At 62.5% G+C, this 18,066-nt stretch carries 21 protein-coding genes; 11 read left to right on the top strand and 10 right to left on the bottom strand.

From position 1 onward, the window contains the following. The first annotated feature begins 60 nt into the window (after nucleotides 1-60). The 4 genes from GRI69_RS05335 to GRI69_RS05350 all read left to right on the top strand — a co-directional run bounded on the left by GRI69_RS05335 (nucleotide 61) and on the right by GRI69_RS05350 (nucleotide 3,024). Nucleotides 61-279 carry a hypothetical protein gene (locus tag GRI69_RS05335; RefSeq protein WP_237452958.1) on the top strand — a complete coding sequence of 73 codons (219 nt, stop codon included), beginning with the start codon at nucleotides 61-63 and terminating at the stop codon, nucleotides 277-279. A 143-nt stretch (nucleotides 280-422) separates the two neighbouring features. Next, a complete protein-coding gene (locus GRI69_RS05340) occupies nucleotides 423-860 on the top strand; it encodes an FKBP-type peptidyl-prolyl cis-trans isomerase (protein ID WP_160727233.1) in 438 nt (145 codons plus the stop codon). 35 nt (nucleotides 861-895) lie between these two features. Then, nucleotides 896-1,168 carry an acylphosphatase gene (locus tag GRI69_RS05345; RefSeq protein WP_160727234.1) on the top strand — a complete coding sequence of 91 codons (273 nt, stop codon included), beginning with the start codon at nucleotides 896-898 and terminating at the stop codon, nucleotides 1,166-1,168. A 71-nt stretch (nucleotides 1,169-1,239) separates the two neighbouring features. Further along, nucleotides 1,240-3,024: a diguanylate cyclase gene (locus tag GRI69_RS05350; RefSeq protein ID WP_160727235.1), complete on the top strand. Its 1,785-nt coding sequence runs from the start codon at nucleotides 1,240-1,242 to the stop codon at nucleotides 3,022-3,024. A 48-nt stretch (nucleotides 3,025-3,072) separates the two neighbouring features. On the opposite strand, the gene GRI69_RS05355 is transcribed toward GRI69_RS05350, so the two are convergent. After that, nucleotides 3,073-3,630 carry a PNPOx family protein gene (locus GRI69_RS05355; protein ID WP_237452959.1) on the bottom strand — a complete coding sequence of 186 codons (558 nt, stop codon included), beginning with the start codon at nucleotides 3,628-3,630 and terminating at the stop codon, nucleotides 3,073-3,075. A gap of 188 nt (nucleotides 3,631-3,818) precedes the next feature. Here GRI69_RS05355 and GRI69_RS05360 point away from each other — a divergent pair, with 188 nt between their 5' ends. Further along, nucleotides 3,819-4,727: an RcnB family protein gene (locus tag GRI69_RS05360; protein ID WP_160727236.1), complete on the top strand. Its 909-nt coding sequence runs from the start codon at nucleotides 3,819-3,821 to the stop codon at nucleotides 4,725-4,727. Nucleotides 4,728-4,809: 82 nt separating this feature from the next. On the opposite strand, the gene GRI69_RS05365 is transcribed toward GRI69_RS05360, so the two are convergent. Then, the gene (locus GRI69_RS05365) at nucleotides 4,810-5,367 is read right to left on the bottom strand and encodes a cytochrome b (RefSeq protein WP_160727237.1); all 558 of its coding nucleotides are present in this window, start codon (nucleotides 5,365-5,367) and stop codon (nucleotides 4,810-4,812) included. A gap of 105 nt (nucleotides 5,368-5,472) precedes the next feature. Here GRI69_RS05365 and GRI69_RS05370 point away from each other — a divergent pair, with 105 nt between their 5' ends. Then, entirely contained in the window at nucleotides 5,473-6,141 is a 669-nt protein-coding gene (locus GRI69_RS05370) for a prolyl hydroxylase family protein (RefSeq protein WP_160727238.1), read from the top strand. A gap of 9 nt (nucleotides 6,142-6,150) precedes the next feature. Here the strand turns inward: GRI69_RS05370 and GRI69_RS05375 are convergent, their stop codons facing one another. The 3 genes from GRI69_RS05375 to GRI69_RS05385 all read right to left on the bottom strand — a co-directional run bounded on the left by GRI69_RS05375 (nucleotide 6,151) and on the right by GRI69_RS05385 (nucleotide 9,618). Continuing rightward, nucleotides 6,151-7,779, bottom strand: coding sequence for a lysine--tRNA ligase (locus GRI69_RS05375; RefSeq protein WP_160727239.1), 1,629 nt, complete (start codon nucleotides 7,777-7,779; stop codon nucleotides 6,151-6,153). 202 nt (nucleotides 7,780-7,981) lie between these two features. Then, nucleotides 7,982-8,383 (bottom strand): DUF4168 domain-containing protein, encoded by a 402-nt coding sequence (locus tag GRI69_RS05380; RefSeq protein ID WP_160727240.1) that lies wholly within the window; start codon nucleotides 8,381-8,383, stop codon nucleotides 7,982-7,984. Between the two features lie 260 nt (nucleotides 8,384-8,643). Continuing rightward, entirely contained in the window at nucleotides 8,644-9,618 is a 975-nt protein-coding gene (locus GRI69_RS05385; RefSeq protein WP_160727241.1) for a hypothetical protein, read from the bottom strand. A gap of 185 nt (nucleotides 9,619-9,803) precedes the next feature. On the opposite strand from GRI69_RS05385, the gene GRI69_RS05390 reads away from it, so the two are divergent. The 3 genes from GRI69_RS05390 to GRI69_RS05400 all read left to right on the top strand — a co-directional run bounded on the left by GRI69_RS05390 (nucleotide 9,804) and on the right by GRI69_RS05400 (nucleotide 13,672). Beyond that, nucleotides 9,804-12,566, top strand: a complete 2,763-nt coding sequence (locus GRI69_RS05390; protein ID WP_160727242.1) for an ATP-dependent DNA helicase — start codon at nucleotides 9,804-9,806, stop codon at nucleotides 12,564-12,566. Beyond that, nucleotides 12,563-13,093, top strand: coding sequence for a histidine phosphatase family protein (locus GRI69_RS05395; protein WP_160727243.1), 531 nt, complete (start codon nucleotides 12,563-12,565; stop codon nucleotides 13,091-13,093). The genes GRI69_RS05390 and GRI69_RS05395 overlap by 4 nt, the downstream gene beginning before the upstream one ends. A gap of 72 nt (nucleotides 13,094-13,165) precedes the next feature. After that, on the top strand, nucleotides 13,166-13,672 hold the full coding sequence (locus GRI69_RS05400) for a type II secretion system protein GspK (protein WP_160727244.1): 507 nt from the start codon (nucleotides 13,166-13,168) through the stop codon (nucleotides 13,670-13,672). Here the strand turns inward: GRI69_RS05400 and GRI69_RS05405 are convergent. Both GRI69_RS05405 and soxR read right to left on the bottom strand, forming a co-directional pair. Next, nucleotides 13,657-14,241 carry a protein-methionine-sulfoxide reductase heme-binding subunit MsrQ gene (locus GRI69_RS05405; protein ID WP_160727245.1) on the bottom strand — a complete coding sequence of 195 codons (585 nt, stop codon included), beginning with the start codon at nucleotides 14,239-14,241 and terminating at the stop codon, nucleotides 13,657-13,659. The two genes, GRI69_RS05400 and GRI69_RS05405, sit on opposite strands and share 16 nt — an antisense overlap. Nucleotides 14,242-14,293: 52 nt before the next feature. Continuing rightward, on the bottom strand, nucleotides 14,294-14,731 hold the full coding sequence (gene soxR, locus GRI69_RS05410) for a redox-sensitive transcriptional activator SoxR (RefSeq protein WP_160727246.1): 438 nt from the start codon (nucleotides 14,729-14,731) through the stop codon (nucleotides 14,294-14,296). A 120-nt stretch (nucleotides 14,732-14,851) separates the two neighbouring features. On the opposite strand from soxR, the gene GRI69_RS05415 reads away from it, so the two are divergent. Continuing rightward, a complete protein-coding gene (locus GRI69_RS05415; RefSeq protein ID WP_160727247.1) occupies nucleotides 14,852-15,223 on the top strand; it encodes a VOC family protein in 372 nt (123 codons plus the stop codon). 56 nt (nucleotides 15,224-15,279) lie between these two features. Here the strand turns inward: GRI69_RS05415 and GRI69_RS05420 are convergent, their stop codons facing one another. The 3 genes from GRI69_RS05420 to ubiA are packed head-to-tail and all read right to left on the bottom strand — an operon-like array spanning nucleotide 15,280 to nucleotide 17,271. Further along, the gene (locus tag GRI69_RS05420; protein ID WP_160727248.1) at nucleotides 15,280-15,732 is read right to left on the bottom strand and encodes a tRNA (cytidine(34)-2'-O)-methyltransferase; all 453 of its coding nucleotides are present in this window, start codon (nucleotides 15,730-15,732) and stop codon (nucleotides 15,280-15,282) included. A gap of 4 nt (nucleotides 15,733-15,736) precedes the next feature. After that, nucleotides 15,737-16,357: an SOS response-associated peptidase gene (locus GRI69_RS05425; RefSeq protein WP_160727249.1), complete on the bottom strand. Its 621-nt coding sequence runs from the start codon at nucleotides 16,355-16,357 to the stop codon at nucleotides 15,737-15,739. Then, on the bottom strand, nucleotides 16,357-17,271 hold the full coding sequence (ubiA, locus tag GRI69_RS05430) for a 4-hydroxybenzoate octaprenyltransferase (RefSeq protein WP_160727250.1): 915 nt from the start codon (nucleotides 17,269-17,271) through the stop codon (nucleotides 16,357-16,359). The genes GRI69_RS05425 and ubiA overlap by 1 nt, the downstream gene beginning before the upstream one ends. 39 nt (nucleotides 17,272-17,310) lie before the next feature. Here ubiA and GRI69_RS05435 point away from each other — a divergent pair, with 39 nt between their 5' ends. Beyond that, nucleotides 17,311-18,066: a 16S rRNA (uracil(1498)-N(3))-methyltransferase gene (locus GRI69_RS05435; protein WP_160727251.1), complete on the top strand. Its 756-nt coding sequence runs from the start codon at nucleotides 17,311-17,313 to the stop codon at nucleotides 18,064-18,066.

Genomic DNA, 18,066 nt, shown 5'->3' on the forward strand with positions numbered 1-18,066 from the left:
CATATTTGTAACACCGCTCTGGATCCCGGATACGCTCCGGGACTTCCCGAAAGGCCGGACATGCCGCTTTATTCGCTTCAATTCGAGGATGACGATCTCGGACAGCCCAAACGCATGGAATTCACTAGCGATAGCCCCGCCACCGCCCTCTCGCTCCTCCAGACCGAGGGTGTGCGCCGCAGTGTGAAGCTGTGGGAAGGCGACCGCCTGCTCGGCACGCTGATGCGGGACCGGAGGGGCGTGTGGCACCTGGGCAAGGAACCGCTGCACCTCTCCTGAATCCTTCGATCCATTCACCAGGTGCCGCTTCATTTGACTCACCCCCCCATGGTTTGACAGAATCGCGCGCGAGGCGCCCGGTACGCGGGCGCGTTTCCCATGCGGCCCATCTGCGCCGCGAACACGAAATTCGAAGGACTTCCATGACAACTCCCAACAACGGTGACACCGTGACCATCGATTACGTCCTTAAGCGGGGCGACGGCGAAATCGTCGGCAATACCGAACAGGCAGGCCCGCAGGAAATCACCCTCGGCAGCGGCCAGATCTTCCCGCAGATCGAAGAAGTGCTGACCGGCATGGAAGTCGGCAGCGAAAAGTCGGTCGCGATTCCCGCTGACAAGGCCTTCGGCCCGCGCCGCGAGGAACTGGTGATCGATATTCCTCGCGAAAACCTGCCCGCAGAACCGGCGCCGCAGCCGGGCATGGCGATGCAGGCGCAGGCGCAGGACGGTTCGCCGCTGACGCTCTACATCCTCGAAGTGGGCGAACAGGTGGTCAAGGCCGACGGCAACCACCCGCTGGCCGGCGAAGACGTGACCTTCGACCTTACCCTGCGCGATATCAAGCAGGCGGCCTGACGCTATCCGGCGGGCGGCCAGCTGCGGAGACAGACATGTCCGACGAACAGCTGATCGCCCGCCACCTCATCGTCCAGGGCGTGTTCTATCGCGACTGGAAGGTGAAAACTGCTCGCGAATCGGGGCTGGTCGGCTGGGTCCGCAACCTCCCCGACGGGACGGTCGAGGCTCATATCGAGGGCACTCCCGGTTCCGTCGACTGCATGGTTTCCGCCATGCACCAAGGCCCACCCCGCGCCGATCCTACCCGTATCGAGCAGGCGGACGCGCCGATTTGTAAATTTCCGACATTCGACAGGCGCGCTTAGCGGCTCGGCACTTAATTTGCTAAACCTACTGTAGGGACTTGTGGCATATGGTCCGCTGCAAGGGGGAATCAGTGCATCAATCGCGTGACTGGGGTTATTACGGCTGGCCGATGCTGTTCGGCATCGCGTGGCTCGTATGCGCCCATATCGCGCTGGAATTGACCCAGGGTGCAGACGGCATCGCCGCCGTTTGGCCACCAAGCGGCATCTTCATCGCCGCCTTGTTATTCTTCGATAGAAAACGCCGCCTCATGACGGCAGCCTGGGTCGCTGCCGCGAGCATGGCTTCGAACATGTGGGCCGGGTCGGGTTTCCTTGCAACAACGGGCTATACCGTTGCCAATCTGGTAGAAGGCTATCTCGTCTACCTGATCATGGGAGGCAGCCATTCCGCCCGGCACTCCCTTGCCCATCCCTGGCACATGGCCCGGTTCGGATTTGCCGCCATCTTGGCGGGAGTCGCAAGTGCGCTGATGGCGGGCGTATTGTCGGGCAATCTGGCTTTCGCTTTTCTCTCTTCCTGGTTCAGCACCGTGACGCTGGGCATGCTCATCGTCACCCCGGTGATCCTTTTCATCGCAACAGATGGGCCGAATCGGCGCGAATTGGTCTCGCTGAAATCGCTCTGGACGATGATGGTCGTAACGATCCTGAGCGTGGCGGCTTTCGGACAAGCCGGTATCCCGCTGACCTTCCTTCCCGTCATGGCCATCGCGATCGCCACGGCGACCCTGCGCCTTAGTGGTGCTGCAGTCGCCTTGGTCATCGTCGCGGCGGTCGGATCGATACTCACCGCAGCAGGTGCGGGGCCCGTCAGTCTGTTTTTCGGGACAACCGAAGAACAGGTGCTCTTTTTCCAGGTCTACCTCGTGGCATTACTCGCATCCTCCATGCCCCTGGCCTACCTGTTGTCACAGCGCGAAAGCGACCTCGCGACCATCGCCGGGAATGCCGCCCGCCTCGAGGCCGCAGAACGCGCGGCCAAGGTCGGCCATTGGCGGTTTGGGCCGGCAGACAATTCCGTTCACTGGTCGCGCGAAGCGCTGCGCATCTGTGGTTTCGAGGGAAACGTGCAGCCCAGTTTCGAACAATGGGTCTCGCTCCACCTTCCGGATGACCGCGAGAGGGTACGGTCGTTCATCGTGGAAGCGACGACGCATGGCCTCCCCTTCGCATTCGAATCGCGCATCGAGAGGGCACAGGGCGATGTCGTGCATATCGATTGCCGCGGCGATGTCGAAACCGACCATCAGGGGCGCGTGACGGCCCTTTTCGGTACCATGCTCGATGTCACCGACCGCGCCGAAACGATGCGGCAGCTCGAACTTGCCCGCGCTCGCGCCGAACGCGAAGCCGCCGAAGTGCGCTTGCTGGCCGCGACCGATCCATTGACCGGCATGCCCAACCGCCGCTGCATCCTCGCCAATCTCGCCGAAGCGATGGACTCGGCGCAGCTGAGGAATACGCCCCTGTCGTTGGCGATGATCGACATCGACCATTTCAAGGCAGTCAACGACAAGTTCGGGCACGGTTATGGTGATCAGGTAATCAGGAAGATTGCCGACATTCTCTGCGACGAAGCACGCGACCGCGATAGCGTGGGTCGTTTGGGCGGAGAGGAGTTCCTGTTCGTATTCCCAGGACGCAAGGCAGACGAACTGGACGAGCGCTGCATCGCCATCAAGAAGCGGCTCGCCGATGTCGAATGGGATCAGGAACACGACGTGACCCTCAGTATCGGATTGGCGCAACTGTGTGCCGGTTGGGACGAGCGCGACCTCATGCGTGCCGCGGACGAGGCCCTATACGATGCCAAGGATGCCGGACGTAACCGGCACGCTGTCCACGCGGCATGAACGCGATGCTAATCGCTGCTTGATGAGTAAGACCAGTGAATGACGAGCCTAAGGTGTCACCCATTGCCCCTTGCCTCGGGTGAATATCGCTCTCTTGTGCCCGTCGCTGGAAAGCCGGTACCAATCCATAGTTTCTATCGTGACCAGCATGACAGCGAAGTTCTCTCTCGCCGGTGCAAGTTGTTCTTCCGACGGGCGACGACCCTCGACATCCTTGGGCAATCCGCTGGATGGCTCGTCGCGTTCCTCACCCGGTGGGGCACCGAGATAACAGCGGCGCGCAAACGTATCGCTTTCCTGCCACGCTTTATCTGCGATTGCGGCATCACATACGATCCGTGCCAGCCCACGACAACGTAACTGCACCTTCTCGGTCTGGTCGTAGAATAGCACCGCCACTGGCGCACCATTGCCGATCACGGCGACTTTCGGTGAACGCGCGTCCGTATGGAAACGCAAGGTCCAGTTCTCTGGATTGAATTCCCGCAGCACCATGACACGGGCATCTGCGTCGGCTGTCGCGACCACCGGCGTATGCATTGGCGAATTCCGGTCACCTGCTGCGCCAGACAGCAAGCGGACGATATCAGCTTTTATTTCTTCCAAGGTCCATTCCATCCTGACCTAACGCTTAGTCGCCCATCGAGTTCGCATTCATTTTTCAGAGGACGAACCTGAACAATCACCTGCAGGTGCGGTTCAGTTTCGGGACAGTCGGATATGATACAACTTGCGACATCGAAACATGAGGCCGCAGGTGTGGAGCGGCTTTCCGAGCCACAAGGACCAGCTCCATGACACTTACCAAGCTGATGAAAGGCAGCGCGTTGAGCGCACTCGCCATTGCGATGACAATGACCGCCTTGCCGCAAGCTGCACAAGCGGCCGAAAGCGCATCTGAACAGCGCAACCAGCGTGATCGTGACAATCGCAACGATCGTCGCAGCGAACGTGGCCAGGAACGACGCAGCGAACGTGGCCAGGAACGACGCAGCGAACGCCGTGACAATCGACAGGAACAGCGGAGCGAACGTCGCAACAATCGACAGGAGCAACGCAGCGAACGCCGCGATGACCGACAGGGACAGCGCAGCGACCGTCGTGACGACCGGCAGGACCGGCGCGAGGTCCGCCAGGATCGGCGCGAAGATAGTCGTAATGATCGCGACCGCGACTATCGTAGCGACCGCAATCGCACCTATCGCGACACACGGCGCGGCGACCGCGATGACCGCCGCGAGTGGAGGCAGGAACGCCGCGAAGATCGGCGCGACGACCGGCAGGACAGGCGCGAGGATCGACGCGAGTACCGGCAGGACAGGCGCGAGGATATTCGCGATGCCAACCGCCGCGCGCGTTATTACGATGGTCGTAGTTGGCACAACTACAATCGCTGGGACCAGCGTCGCTGGCGTGCGGACCGGCGTTACGACTGGAATCGCTATCGCACCAGCAACCGAAGTCTCTATCGGCTGGGTCGCTATTATGCCCCCTATCGCGATTATCGCTATCGCCGCCTGAACATCGGCTTCCGTCTCGGCAACCTGTTCTTCGGTAGCCGTTACTGGATCAACGATCCCTGGCAGTACCGTCTGCCAGAAGTCTACGGCCCCTATCGCTGGGTCCGCTATTACGACGACGTGCTGCTGGTTAACATATACAGCGGCGAAGTCGTCGACGTGATCCACGACTTCTTCTGGTAATAGAACTCTCTTCGCCTGTCCGGGTTGAGAGTGGACCGGAGAGGCAGATGACCCCCGCCGAGCGATCGGCGGGGGTTTTTCGTCAGCCCGGCACCTTGCCGAAGGGCAGCATGCGGAAAATCCCGCCGTTCTTGTCGAAGAACGTATGTTTCAATGCGCCGAGGATATGCAGCGCGATGAGGTAGATGAAGATGCTACCGCCCGTTGCATGAAGGCCGAAGATTGATTTCGCTGCATCCTCGTTTGTGCCCAATGGCAGCGGCGGAATGGTAAACAGACCGAACATGTCGATTTCGCGCCCGGCCAGCGAATTGGCAGTCCATCCGCCCAGCGGGAGGCCGATCAAAAGGACGTAGAAGATGACGTGGACCGTTCGCGCCAAGATCGCTTCCCATCTGGCGAGGTCGGATGGAAGCGGCGGAACCGGATGCGTCCAGCGCCACAGCAGCCGGCCGATGGTGAGGGCGAGGATCGTGATCCCCAGCGCCTTGTGATTGCCCATCGCGGCTCCGCGCGCCGCGCCTTCAAGCTGTTCTGCATTTTCGACGATCCGCCAGTTCACGATCACCGCAACGGCAATCACCCAGTGAAAGATCATCGCTCCGGTCGAGTAACGGCGTGCAGTGGCTGTATCGGTCATATCGGCAGGCTCCCATCCCGTTGGATCAGCATGAAACTAGCTGGAAGTTGATTTCGCACAAGATGCCCGGTTGCGAGACGCCTTCGCATCGCTAACACTATGGGAATGACGAAGACTGCCGTGATTCCCGACCAGGACGCCCTCAAACGTATCGGCGCTCAGGTGCGCCAGCGGCTGGAGTCCGATCCCGAAATCTACAAGGTGCCGACCGACATAGCGGAGATCTTCGCCGTGCCGAACTTCCTCACACCCGAGGAATGCCGCCGCTTCATCGCCATGATCGACGTGGTGGCCCGGCCCAGCGAGTTGCACGAAACCGCCTATATCGAGAAGTTCCGCACGTCCTATTCGGGCAATTTCAATCCGCACGACCCGTTCGTGAAAGGAATCTCCCGCCGAATCGACGACCTCCTGGGCATGAACCCCGCTACCGGCGAGGCGATCCAGGGCCAGCGCTACCTGCCGGGGCAGGAGTTCAAGCCGCATAACGACTGGTTTTATACCGATCAGGAATACTGGAAGATGGAGCGCAAGCGCGGTGGCCAGCGGTGCTGGACGGCCATGGCCTTCCTCAACACCGTGCCCCAGGGCGGCCACACGCATTTCACCCATGTCGGCGCCTCGATCGAACCCAAGCCCGGTGTGCTGCTGATCTGGAACAATGCCAAGCCCGACGGTTCACCGAACGAGGATACGATGCACGCCGGGACGCCGGTGATTGAAGGTTCGAAATACGTGCTCACCAAATGGTACCGCACGCGCAAGCACAATTGACAAGAGCTGTTAGGCGCGTGCCAGCGCCTCGGCAATCAGCTTGCGACTGTTCTCGATCCCGTAAAGCGCGATGAAGCTGCCCATGCGCGGGCCCTGATCGCTGCCAAGCAGGGTCTGGTAGAGCGCCTTGAACCAGTCGCGCAGGTTTTCGAAACCGTATTCCGCGCGCTTGCCGATTTCGTACACCTGCGTTTGCAGGTCCTCCGCGCTGGTGCCAGGCGCGGCATCAGCCAGATAGGCATCGAGCGCCTTAAGCGCCTCCGCTTCGTTCGAGGTCGGAGCGCGCTTGTCGAGCGTCGGCACGATGTAGTCCCGCGTATAGGCCACCGCCGTGCCGATCAGCACTTCGAGTTCCGGCGTAATACGGCCCGCACCGATATAGCTTTCGAGGTAATCGCGCAGGCTCGCCTCGCTCGCTTCCGCGCCCAGCACACTGGCGAGGTTGAGCAGTAGGCCATAAGTTACCGGCAGACTGTTGCCCGCGCCGGGCGCCTCCGCACCTTCGAAGCCGCCATTGGCGCGCGAAAGGTGCCACACCGGATTGCCCAGTTGCTTGTCGAGCTCCTGTTCCGCCAGCCGTTCGCGGAACTGCCAGTAATCGTCCACTGCGCGCGGGATCACCCCGGTGTGCAGGCTCTTCGCGCTCTTGGGATTGGGGAAGATGTAGAATCCCAGGCTCTCTTCGCTGCCATAGGTCAGCCATTGCTCGATGGTGAGGCCGTTGCCCTTGGACTTGCTGATCTTTTCGCCCTTTTCGTCCAGGAAAAGTTCGTAGATCAGCCCTTCCGGCTTGCGGCCGCCCAGCGCCTGGACAATCTTGCCCGATTGCACGCCGCTGTCAGTCAGGTCCTTGCCGTACATCTCGTAATCGACGCCTAGCGCATACCAGCGCATAGCCCAGTCGACCTTCCACTGCAGCTTGCTCATCCCGCCAAGGCCCGACTGTTCGACGACGGTTCCGTCTTCGTCGGTGAAGCGTACGAGACCGGCATCGGCATCAACCACCTCGACCGGGACCTGCAATACCCGGCCCGTCTTGGGCGAGATCGGAAGGACCGGCGAATAAGTCTTGCGCCGTTCCTCGCGCAGCGTCGGCAACATGATGTCGAGGATGGCTTCGTTCTTGCGCAGCACCTGCTTCAGCGCATCGTCGAAACGGCCCGAATTATACTCATCGCTCGACGCGATGAACTCGTAGTCGAAACCGAACCGGTCGAGAAAGGCCCGCAGCATGGCGTTGTTGTGCGCGGCAAAGCTCTCGTGACCCTTCTCGAAGGGATCAGGCACGCGCGAAAGCGGCAGGTGCAGGTTTTCCTGCAACAGTTCGCGGTTGGGCACATTGTCGGGCACCTTACGCAGCCCGTCCATATCGTCCGAGAAGGCGACGAGACGCGTCTTGCCATCATCCGGCTTGGCCCCGATCATCGCCTCGAAAGCACGGCGGACCAGCGTGGTGCGCAGCACTTCTTGGAACGTGCCGATATGCGGTAGGCCGCTCGGACCGTACCCCGTTTCGAAGAGGACCGGCGAGCCATCGGGCTTGACCCCATCGGGATAGCGTTTGAGCAGTCGCTGTGCCTCCTGGAACGGCCAAGCCTTGGACACGCGGGCGGCTTCGATCAGATCGGTCATGCTCATGCCCTCCCTCTTGCCGCTACGCTGTGGTGTTGCAAGTGCGAAGTGCCGGGCGCCATTGGAAATGGAAGATCGTTTCCCGTGGAGGCAAAACGGTCGGAAAATCGGTTGAAGGCTGACCAAGCCGTCTGGAAAGAGCCGCGCCAAAGGAGAGGGCCCCCGCCATACTTATGGCGAGGGCCCTTGTTTCGGATGAGACTGACTATCAGCCGGCCGGTTGCGGCTGCATTTCTGCTGCTGCCGTCCGTACCCGATCTGCGAGCGCAGGATCGGTCTGCATGGCCGTACCAATCGCGTTGAAGGTCTCGGGGTCGATGCCAGACTGGGCAACGATGTCGGCAGCCTGTTGCTGCTTCGCAGCTTCATCTCCGTTCAGAGACTGAATTTTCAGTGCGGCTGCCGCGAAGCTTTCGATTTCCGCGTCACTGAACGTATCGTCACTGGCGGCATCGTTCATGGCGGGCTCTTTGGGCACCGCCGAATCATCAGGAAGCTCTTGGCTCGGCATCTGCGGCATGGCTTCAGCTTCCGGCGCCGTGGTCTGCGCCGCAGCGCCGCTGGCGAGAATGAGCGCAGAACCAGCGAGGAGAGTGGAGAGGGTTTTCATAGGTTGGCTCCTTTAGTCATGTGTCCACTAGAACCAGAAGATCGGAACGGTGCTTGCGATTGCGAAGGTCTCGCGGGCTCAAATGTGGCTGAAAGAAGGCAATCAGTCAAAGATGCCTCTTGCGCACGACGATCTGACAGCGCTCGGCCAAACAAAGGGTTAGCTCGCATTTCCTAGATGAGGAGACGCGCAAAAGGGACGCCCAACTCGGTCGTGGACGCCCCTTCCGCTGCGACACCTAGGGAGGGTCGGGAGACTAATCAGGTAGTCGCAGGTCTCCAGCCACGCAGTTCGGGCCAGATATTGGTGTATTGGCTAAGGTCGATCCGCGGCTTGCGGCTGGTGAACCGCGTCCCGATCGACTGCATTATCAGGCGAGCGCGCTTGGCGCGGGCCTTGGGCGAGCGGAACGGGTTGGCCCGGTCCGGGCGTGCCGCGACCATCCGCTCGAGCAGGCTGCTGCGCTCCTCGAAGGTCTCGGGCAACTCGGGAGGCAGTTCCACTGCCGCGCCGCTGCTCGGGCTCGCGGTGGCCGCAAAAGCGGGTGCCGGATCGACTGCTCGGGTGGTGATAGTCGGCGCGCGATCCCTGATCGGAGCCGGCTTCGGCTCGACCGTCTTGGTTACGACCGGCTTTTCGATCACAGGCGCAGCCGAACGGCGGCGACGCATCAGGAAAAAGGTCAGCAGGCCGATCCCGCCAACGCCGAGCAGCGCGAGGATCAAGGCGGAGGTCGACCCGTCCTCGATGGGCTGACCAGCAGGAGCCAGCTCGGCGCGGGCGACGGCCAGTTCGGCTTCGCTCGGCACCGGAGCAGCGGCAGTCGGCAGCATATCGGTGTTCGACACGCTCTCATCGGGCGGAGTCGGAGCCGCTATCGCCGGAGCGGGATCAGCTTCTGGTGCCGGAGCGGACGAAGGCGCTGCGGGGCGAAGTGCCGCGGCAAGGCGCGGAGTAGTGACAGCTGGTTCGGCCTCTGCAGGCGTCTCGATTGGGGTTGCTGTCTGGATCGGTTCCGACGAGATAATCACGGGTTCAGTTATTATCGGCGCGGGATCGGGCGACACGACGGTCGGTTCAGCCGTCGTCGCGGGCTGCGCGGTCGAAGTCTGCGCTTCGGGGACATCGATCACGATCTGCGGCTGCGACTGGGCGGACGCAGGGGTTGCATTGAGCGCGGCCATTGCAGCAATCGCAAGGGGGGCGCAGGCGATCTTGAGGTTTGTTTTCGTCATGCCCCTTAAAACGGGCACAGTTTTGCCACAGTTCCTGTAATGCACGGTTCAGGATTGGATAAGTAATTGTTTTTGCTTCATCTCACCGCCGGGAATCGGGACGGTTCGCCGACCGTCTGCGGCGAACCGAAAGGCCTTCGGCACATTCCTGCGCGCTTCTGTTTACTTTTCGTTCCCCCGCTTTCATGGTCGATAGCGTGAGCCCTGCACTACCCCTCCCGGCCCTAAGCGCCAGCCACGCGGGCACCTGGCTGCGCGATGCGAGTGGAACCACGCGCGAATGTTCCAAGGGTGAAGCGGTGATGGCGGCCGCTGATACCCCATTGCTGCTGCTGAACGCTCCGCTGGTGGCGAGCAGGCTGGGCTATCCCGACCTGTCCGGCCTCGATCTGCTCGAACTATTCGCCTTCATCCACCCTGCCCGATTTTGCGTGCCGACCCCGAAGGGTCTGGCGCATGCGCTCGGCCTTGACGAACCGGCAGACGATGCCGGTGTGCCCCTGCTCCTACAAAAGGCAGCGGGAGCACTGGTGGAAACCTGCGAAACCGCCGATTGGGCGGAACGTGAGGGCGCATGGTCGTCGCTCCAATCGCTCAGCCGGCTGCGCTGGCCCTGGGCGAACATCCTCGCGCCGCATGTGCGCAAGCCGGAAACTGCCGAGAAGTGGTTGTTCACACGCTTGCCCGAATGGGAGGAGACGCCCGAGCGCCCGCAGCCGGCACAGGTCCTCATCGAAGAGCCCGAAATCGAGGCCCATCTCGAACGTCTGACCGGCGAAGGGGCCGAGCGGCGCGAGGGGCAGCGGCTGTTCGCCCGCGGTGCCGGACATGTCTTCGGCCCGCGAGACAGGCAGAAACGTCCGCATGTCCTTCTCGCGCAGGCCGGCACTGGCATCGGCAAGACGCTGGGATACCTCGCCCCCGCCTCGCTCTGGGCGGCAGCCTCCGGGGGAACCGTCTGGGTCAGCACTTACACCAAGAACCTGCAGCGCCAGTTGCGGCGCGAGAGCACGCGCGCCTGGCCCCTCACCCGGCCTGACGGATCGCCGCCGGTAGTGGTGCGCAAGGGCCGTGAAAACTATCTCTGCCTGCTCAATCTGGAGGATGCGTTGCAGGGCGGGTTCGCAGGCCGACCGGCGATTCTGGCACACCTCGTCGCGCGCTGGGCGGCCTATACGCAGGATGGCGACATGATCGGCGGGGACCTGCCCGGCTGGCTCGGCACGCTCTACCGCAAACGCGGGATTGCCGCACTGACCGACCAGCGCGGCGAATGCATCTATGCCGGCTGCCCGCACTACCGGAAATGCTTCATCGAACGCAGCGCGAGGAACGCCGCGCAGGCTGATCTCGTCATCGCCAACCATGCGCTGGTGATGGTCAATGCCGCCCGCGGACGCGACCCGGCGAGCAGGCCGACGCGCATCGTGTTCGACGAGGGCCACCACGTCTTCGACGCCGCCGACCGCACTTTTTCTGCCGCGCTCACAGGGCAGGAAGCCATCGAACTGCGGCGCTGGATCGTGGGGCCCGAACGCAATTCGCGCGGCCGCCGCCGGGGGCTTGCGGCACGGCTGGCCGATGTCGCGAGCTATGATGACGCAGGAGGCCAGGCGGTGGAAGCGGCAGTTCAGGCTGCACAGGAATTGCCGTCCGAAGGATGGCTTGGCCGACTGGCCGAAGGCGCACCGCTCGGGCCGCTCGAGGCACTCCTCGCGCAGGTGCGCGCGGTCACCTACGCGCGGGACGAAAGCGGACAGGAGGCCGGATACGGCATCGAAACCGAGACTTCGCAGCTTCCCGGCGAACTGGTCGAGGCTGCAGGAACGGCGGCGCAGGCCCTCGCCCAGATTCGCTCGCCGCTCCTGAAACTTGCGGGCAGGCTCGAGGCGATCATGACAGACGCGCCCGACTGGCTCGACGGCCAAGGCCGCGCGCGGATCGAAGGCGCGCGGCACTCGCTCGCCTGGCGGATCGACCTGATCGCTGCCTGGGAGGCGCTTCTTTCGCGGCTCGGCGGCCCGGCCGACCCCGAATTTGTCGACTGGCTGGCGGTCGACCGCAACGACGCTCGCGAATTCGACATCGGGCTCTATCGGCACTGGCTCGATCCCATGAAGCCTTTCGCCAAGGTCGTGCTCGAACCCGCGCATGGCGTCATGCTGACTAGTGCCACGCTTACCGATCGGGACGAGGCTGGTCCCGACTGGCCGCATGCAATCGCGAAAAGCGGTGCACCGCACCTCGAACTCATTCCGAAAACCGCGCAGGCCGACAGCCCCTTCGACTACGCCGGAAGGGCAGAAGTGCTGATCGTCACCGATATCAAGCGCGGCGACATTCCCGCGCTTGCGGGTGCCTATGCGCGGCTGATCGAAGCCTCCGAAGGCGGCGTGCTGGGCCTGTTCACCGCCATCCGCCGGATGCGTGCCATATATGGGAGGATAGCGGATCGCCTCGCCCGCGCCGGACTGCCGCTTTACGCGCAGCACGTCGATCCGATCGATACCGGAACGCTGACCGACATCTTCCGCGACGACGCCCGCGCCAGTCTGCTCGGCACCGACGCCCTGCGCGACGGGGTGGATGTGCCGGGACGATCCTTGCGCTGCGTAGTGATGGAAAGCGTCCCTTGGCCGCGGCCGACCATCCTGCACCGGGCAAGGCGAGCGGCTGCAGCCGAAGAGTCTGGCGGCGCGAAGCGGTATGACGACCGGATTATTCGCGCACGGCTGGCGCAAGCGTTCGGGCGCTTGATCAGGAGCGGAGAGGATTCAGGACATTTCGTGATCCTTTCCTCAGCTTTTCCAAGCCGGCTGCTGGCGGCCTTCCCCGAAGGCACGCCCGTCATACGCCTGACGCTTGCGGAAGCTTTACAGCGCGTTGCGAAGGGTGTTGGAGACGGCGCTCAAGCCGAAGTGACCGCAGCGGAGAACGAACACTCGTGAAAATCCTGGGATTATTGCGCCATGCCAAGTCCGACTGGGGCGAAAGCGACAAGCGCGATTTCGACCGGGGTCTCAACCGGCGTGGCCGCAAGGGTGCCGAACTGATCGGGGCACACATCCGCGATCACGGGGTGAAGTGGGATAAGCTTGTCGCCAGTCCCGCACAGCGGGTGAAGACGACGCTGGAAGAGGCCGATATTGGCCCCGCTCCCGATTGGCAGGATAGTCTTTATCTCGCCTCCACCGAAACGATCTGCGACGTGATCCGTGAACAGGGCGGCGATGCCGACCGCCTGCTGGTGGCGGGCCACAATCCGGGCTTCGGAGACATGGTTTTCGAACTTGTCGCCCCGCGCAATGAAAACGCCCTGTTCGACGAGGCCAAGGTCAAGTTCCCCACCGCCGCCTTCGCCGTATTCGAACTCGACATAGACGAATGGGCAGACCTTGCGGAAGGCTGCGGCAAGCTAGTGCATTTCGCCCGACCGCGCGATCTCGATCCGGAGCTTGGTCCGGAGCACGGATAAACGTGAAAGTGCCCTTTCATTCCGCGCACACTTCGCTAATGCGAACTCTTATCAAGTAAGAGGATTAATTTTATGCGTAAGATTTCCATCGTTACTGCGCTTGCAGGCGCAGCCATCACCCTGTCGGCCTGTTCAGGCGAAACCGAGGAAGCCGCCGAGGGCACGACTGCAGAAGCGCCGGTTGCCGACACAACCGAAGCTGAGGCTGCGAGCACCGTGGTCGACGCCAATACCGCAACAGAGGAACAGCTTGCAGGGATGGAAGGCATGTCCCCCGATCTTGCAGCAGCGGTCGTAGCGGGACAGCCCTATGAGAACGTTAGCGCCTTCAATGCCACGCTCCTCGAAACGCTGAGCGAAGAAGAAGCAGCCGCCGTGCGCGAAACGCTCTTCGTTCCGGTCAACCTCAACACCGCCAGCGAAGCCGATATCAAGCTGATCCCCGGCATGACCGACAAGATGGTCTACGAATTCCTCGAATATCGTCCCTATGAGGACATGGCCGAATTCGACCGCGAAATTGGCAAGTATGTAGACGAAGCCGAAGTCGCCCGTTTCCGTAGCTACGTCACTCTCTGACGCCGCTGGAGAAAGATCCGCACCAACTCGATCACGGCCAGGATACCTACGTGGATCCAGGCCGCGGTCGGGTCGAATGCCGACCATACCCAATGCAGGAAGGTCAGCACCGCCGCAGGATAGACCAGCCGGTGCAGCGACTTCCATGACCTCTTGAGCTTGCGCATCGACACATTGTTCGAAGTCACGGCCAGCGGCACGAACAGCACCAGAGCCAGCCAGCCGACGAGGATGAAGTCCTCATCGAGCTCGGCGAGAACCAACTCGAGCGAACCTTTCTTCCACAAATACATCGCCGTATGCCCCGCCGCATAGGCGAAGCTGGCCACACCCAGGTCGCGCCGTCGCCTCATGAGCCAGATCGCCCATCGCTGCTTGCGAAACAGCAATTTGATCGGCGTTACCGCAAGCGTCACCATCAGCAGCCACGCCGCCCAATCCCCGCTATCGCCGATTGCGTGGCCGTAACCATACTCGTCAGGCGTCATGAGCCAGCGCCAGCAGATCCAGAAACCCGGCAGCGCAAGGACGAACCAGAGAAATGGCTGGGATTTCAGGATCGATTTCAAGACAGAAGCAAGCTTGGTACGGGCATGGCCGCGCTATGGTGGGTTCGGTAACCTACCGCAAGACCCGCGGCCCGACGCCGTCTTCTCCCCATTTATCGCCCGCGTTGTAAAGCGCGCATTTCTTCAGGCTGAGGCAGCCGCAGCCGATACACCCGTCGAGATCCTCGCGCACCTTTTCAAGCGCGGCAATCTGCGCATCGATCCGGCGCCGCACCTCGCTGCTGATCTTCTTCCAGTCAGCTGCGTTGGGCGTCCGCCCCTGCGGCAGGCCCGCGAGTGCATCTTCGATTTGGCCAAGTGACAAACCGAGTTTCTGCGCAATCAGGATAAAGCTGAGCCGGCGGATGTCGCTGCGCAGGAAGCGCCGCTGATTGCCGGAAGTGCGCAATGGTTCGACCAGTCCCTTCCCCTCATAGAAACGGATGGCTGAGACCGAGAGACCGGTACGGCGGGCAAGATCGCCGATCGGCAGGAGGTCGTTCGCTTTCATCGATTACAGAGATAGCGCAAATGAAGCTTGACCTCAACTTAGCTTGAGGTTGCATATATCTCTGCATCGCAATCAGCGCCGCACCTTACCGAAGGTCGGCGTATCAGAAGGAGATGCATCATGGCGCAAGGACGCCTCGAACACGCCAATATTTCGGTTACCGACCCGGATCGCAGTGCCGCATTGCTGGCGGAGCTGCTTGGATGGAAGGAGCGCTGGCGCGGGACATCACAGCTCGGCGGGCGCTCGGTCCATGTGGGTGCGGAGCATGACTATATCGCGCTCTACACCGGTGACCAGGTGAAGGGCGATTATCGCAAGGGCCAGCCGCTCAACCATATCGCCTTCACCGTTGGCGATCTCGATGCTGCGGAAGCGGTGGTCGAAGGCCACGGCCTCAAACCTTTCGGGCATGACGATTACGATCCGGGCAGGAGGTTCTATTTCTTCGACTGGGACGGTATCGAATTCGAGGTGGTCAGCTATGAATGAGATCATGCTTCGCCGTCCGCCGTTCAGCCCGCCAGAGAAACCCGAAAAGCGAACACTCAGCCCGGAAGTGTCCCCGTCTGCCGAAGTGCCTCGGTCAGGGCGATCGCGGCGCTTGTCGCCAGGTTGAGCGATCGGACCTGGGGGCACATCGGCAGGCGGACGCTTGCGTCCACACCGGCGCGAACCGCATCGGTCACGCCTGCGCTTTCCTTGCCGAAGAGCAGGACATCGTCGGGGCGATATTCGAAGTCGTAAGAGGATTGAGTTGCCCTAGTGGTGAAGAGCACCAGGCGGCTGTCCGCGTGGGCTTCGCGGAAGGCCTCGAACCCGCGGTGGCGGACAACCTCGACGTGGTCGATGTAATCCATCGCAGCGCGCCGCACTCGCCGGTCGTCCCACGGGAAACCGAGCGGCTCGATCAGGTCGACGCCTGCGCCCATGCACGCGCCGAGCCGCATCACGGCACCGACGTTTCCGGCAATTTCGGGTTCGAACAGGGCTATTCGCATCGGATCAGAGCAGCCCAACTTGGCCCGTGCCCGACCACGGCTGACGCGTCCGATCGAGCGCCAGTTCGCCTTCCCAGGGTCGGCACAGCGTCAAGGCTTCTTCAGGAGAGCCCGCAGTCCATTGTGCCCAGTCACTTTCTGCCAACAGAACGGGCATGCGTGTGTGGCATTCAGCCGCTGCTCCGCAGGCGTCCGTCATGACCATGGAATAGCATTCACCCCATTCATCCGTATCGCGCCACACTCCTGCGACGGCGAACAGTTCGGCATCCGGTCGGGTGATCCAGGTACGCATCTTGCTACCCGAGGCCCCTTCGGCCTCCGCCCACGCGGTGACGGGGATCAGGCATCGCCGGCCCTCGAAACTGAAGCGCCAGAAGTAGCTGCGGAGCTTGTCGGTCCGCGTGTTGTTGACCGGCTTTGGCTTGAGCGGCTGCCCGCTCTTGCCCTTCATCACCAGCGGGAAACCCCAGTTCATCTGCCTGAGACTTCCCTCGGCCACCACCGCACCCGGATAGCCGGGAAAGACCTCTTCGCCGAGATTGGCCCGGCCGAGTTCGTTGACCGCTTTGAACCAAGCAGCGACCTCGTCCTTACCCTTGGTCATCCGGTAGAGGTTGCACATCAGGCGTTGCCCACCACGAAGCAGGCGGCAGCGACTAGGGCCCCCGCCCAGCGGTTCGAACGGAAGCGTTCAAGCGGGTTGGCGGGATCGTCCCCATCGAGAGTCGAGACTTGCCACGCTAGATGGCCGGCCGCAGGGACGAGCGCCAGCAGAGCAATCCAGTCCGCGCGGTAAAGCCAGAAAGCCAGTGCCCACAGCGCCACCGCCCCGGCGTAGAACAGCGCGACGCCGCCCTTCACCTGACCGCCCAGTCGCAGCGCAGAGGAACGGATACCGACCAGGGCATCATCCTCGCGGTCCTGCATGGCATATATCGTGTCGTAGCCGATTACCCACAGTGCCGCGCCCGCATACATTGCCGCCAGCGCATCGAGATTGTCGGCGCGCAGCTGCGTCCATCCCACCAGCAGGCCCCACGAAAACACGAGGCCGAGCCAGGCCTGCGGCCACCATGTGATCCGTTTCATGAAAGGATAAGCGGCCACCAAGGCGAGGCTCGCCAGTGCGACGATCTGTCCCAGCGGACGCAATTGCAGCAGCACGACCAGCCCGACCAGGCATAGAGCCAGCAACCACCCCCAAGCGAGTTTCTTCGGCACTCGCCCGCTAGCCACCGGGCGGCTGGCGGTGCGTGACACCTTCCGGTCGAGATCGGCATCGACGATGTCGTTATAGACGCAGCCCGCACCGCGCATGGCAATACTGCCCAGCAGCAGCCAGCCGAGCAGTGCCCATTGCCAGCCGGCGCCCGTCAGCCACACGCCCCAGACGCAGGGCCAGAACAGCAGCCACCAACCGATCGGCCGGTCGAATCGTGCCAGCTGTGCAAGGTCTCGCAGGCGCTGCGGAAGGCGCACGATGAGCCCGCGATGCTCGCTGTCCGGTACGATATCACTCGAAGCTGGTTCGCTCATGGGTTGCTCCCTACCCTCGCGCGTGCCACCTGCAAAGCCATGCCCGCAACTCCCGCCTGGCCGCCCAAGAGCGCACCGCGCCTGTTCGTCGCCACCCCCCTGTCCGAAGGTGCGGAAGTGCGCATCGAGGGCAATCAGGCGCATTACCTCGGCAAGGTCATGCGAATCTCGACCGGCGATACTGTGATCCTCTGCGATAACGAAACCGGCGAATGGGCCGCGGAAGTTATCGACATAGGCAAGCGGCACACAACCATGACGGCCCGGCAGCATCTGCGGGAGCGGGAGGAAGTCCCCGACTTCTGGCTCTGCGCCGCGCTGCTCAAGAAGGATCGGTTCGACATGGTGCTGGAAAAGGCGACCGAGCTGGGCGTCGCCGCTATTCATCCCATCGTCACTCGCCGCTGCGTAGCCGACAAGCTCAATTCCGAGCGCGCATCCGCCATCGTGACCGAGGCCGCGGAGCAATGCGCGCGCACCGCGCTCCCCCCAGTGGCCAAGCCGCGCAAGCTCGACGGATTGCTGCGTGACTGGCCCGAGGACCGCATCCTGTTCTTCGCAGATGAGGAAGGCGGTGAACCCGCTGCCGACGCTTTCTGTTACGCAGACGGTCCAGCTGCTCTGCTCACCGGCCCGGAAGGCGGATTCGACGATGAGGAGCGCGCAGCGATTCGCGCCCATCCCAATGCCCGGCCCATCAGCCTCGGTCCACGAATCCTGCGCGGCGAAACTGCCGCGCTTGCGGGGATCGCCGTATGGATGGCGGAAGCGGGCGACTGGATCGACGCGGAATAA

Source organism: Qipengyuania vulgaris (genome assembly GCF_009827325.1).
GTDB classification, from domain to species: Bacteria; Pseudomonadota; Alphaproteobacteria; order Sphingomonadales; family Sphingomonadaceae; genus Qipengyuania; species Qipengyuania vulgaris.

What these genes read in the sequence shown, in the direction of transcription:
- GRI69_RS05335 (WP_237452958.1), top strand. Translation starts at nt 61, where the DNA reads ATGCCGCTTTATTCGCTTCAATTCGAGGATGACGATCTCGGACAGCCC.
- GRI69_RS05340 (WP_160727233.1), top strand. Translation starts at nt 423, where the DNA reads ATGACAACTCCCAACAACGGTGACACCGTGACCATCGATTACGTCCTT.
- GRI69_RS05345 (WP_160727234.1), top strand. Translation starts at nt 896, where the DNA reads ATGTCCGACGAACAGCTGATCGCCCGCCACCTCATCGTCCAGGGCGTG.
- GRI69_RS05360 (WP_160727236.1), top strand. Translation starts at nt 3,819, where the DNA reads ATGACACTTACCAAGCTGATGAAAGGCAGCGCGTTGAGCGCACTCGCC.
- GRI69_RS05365 (WP_160727237.1), bottom strand. Translation starts at nt 5,367, where the DNA reads ATGACCGATACAGCCACTGCACGCCGTTACTCGACCGGAGCGATGATC.
- GRI69_RS05370 (WP_160727238.1), top strand. Translation starts at nt 5,473, where the DNA reads ATGACGAAGACTGCCGTGATTCCCGACCAGGACGCCCTCAAACGTATC.
- GRI69_RS05375 (WP_160727239.1), bottom strand. Translation starts at nt 7,779, where the DNA reads ATGAGCATGACCGATCTGATCGAAGCCGCCCGCGTGTCCAAGGCTTGG.
- GRI69_RS05380 (WP_160727240.1), bottom strand. Translation starts at nt 8,383, where the DNA reads ATGAAAACCCTCTCCACTCTCCTCGCTGGTTCTGCGCTCATTCTCGCC.
- GRI69_RS05385 (WP_160727241.1), bottom strand. Translation starts at nt 9,618, where the DNA reads ATGACGAAAACAAACCTCAAGATCGCCTGCGCCCCCCTTGCGATTGCT.
- GRI69_RS05390 (WP_160727242.1), top strand. Translation starts at nt 9,804, where the DNA reads ATGGTCGATAGCGTGAGCCCTGCACTACCCCTCCCGGCCCTAAGCGCC.
- GRI69_RS05400 (WP_160727244.1), top strand. Translation starts at nt 13,166, where the DNA reads ATGCGTAAGATTTCCATCGTTACTGCGCTTGCAGGCGCAGCCATCACC.
- soxR (WP_160727246.1), bottom strand. Translation starts at nt 14,731, where the DNA reads ATGAAAGCGAACGACCTCCTGCCGATCGGCGATCTTGCCCGCCGTACC.
- GRI69_RS05415 (WP_160727247.1), top strand. Translation starts at nt 14,852, where the DNA reads ATGGCGCAAGGACGCCTCGAACACGCCAATATTTCGGTTACCGACCCG.
- GRI69_RS05420 (WP_160727248.1), bottom strand. Translation starts at nt 15,732, where the DNA reads ATGCGAATAGCCCTGTTCGAACCCGAAATTGCCGGAAACGTCGGTGCC.
- GRI69_RS05425 (WP_160727249.1), bottom strand. Translation starts at nt 16,357, where the DNA reads ATGTGCAACCTCTACCGGATGACCAAGGGTAAGGACGAGGTCGCTGCT.
- ubiA (WP_160727250.1), bottom strand. Translation starts at nt 17,271, where the DNA reads ATGAGCGAACCAGCTTCGAGTGATATCGTACCGGACAGCGAGCATCGC.
- GRI69_RS05435 (WP_160727251.1), top strand. Translation starts at nt 17,311, where the DNA reads ATGCCCGCAACTCCCGCCTGGCCGCCCAAGAGCGCACCGCGCCTGTTC.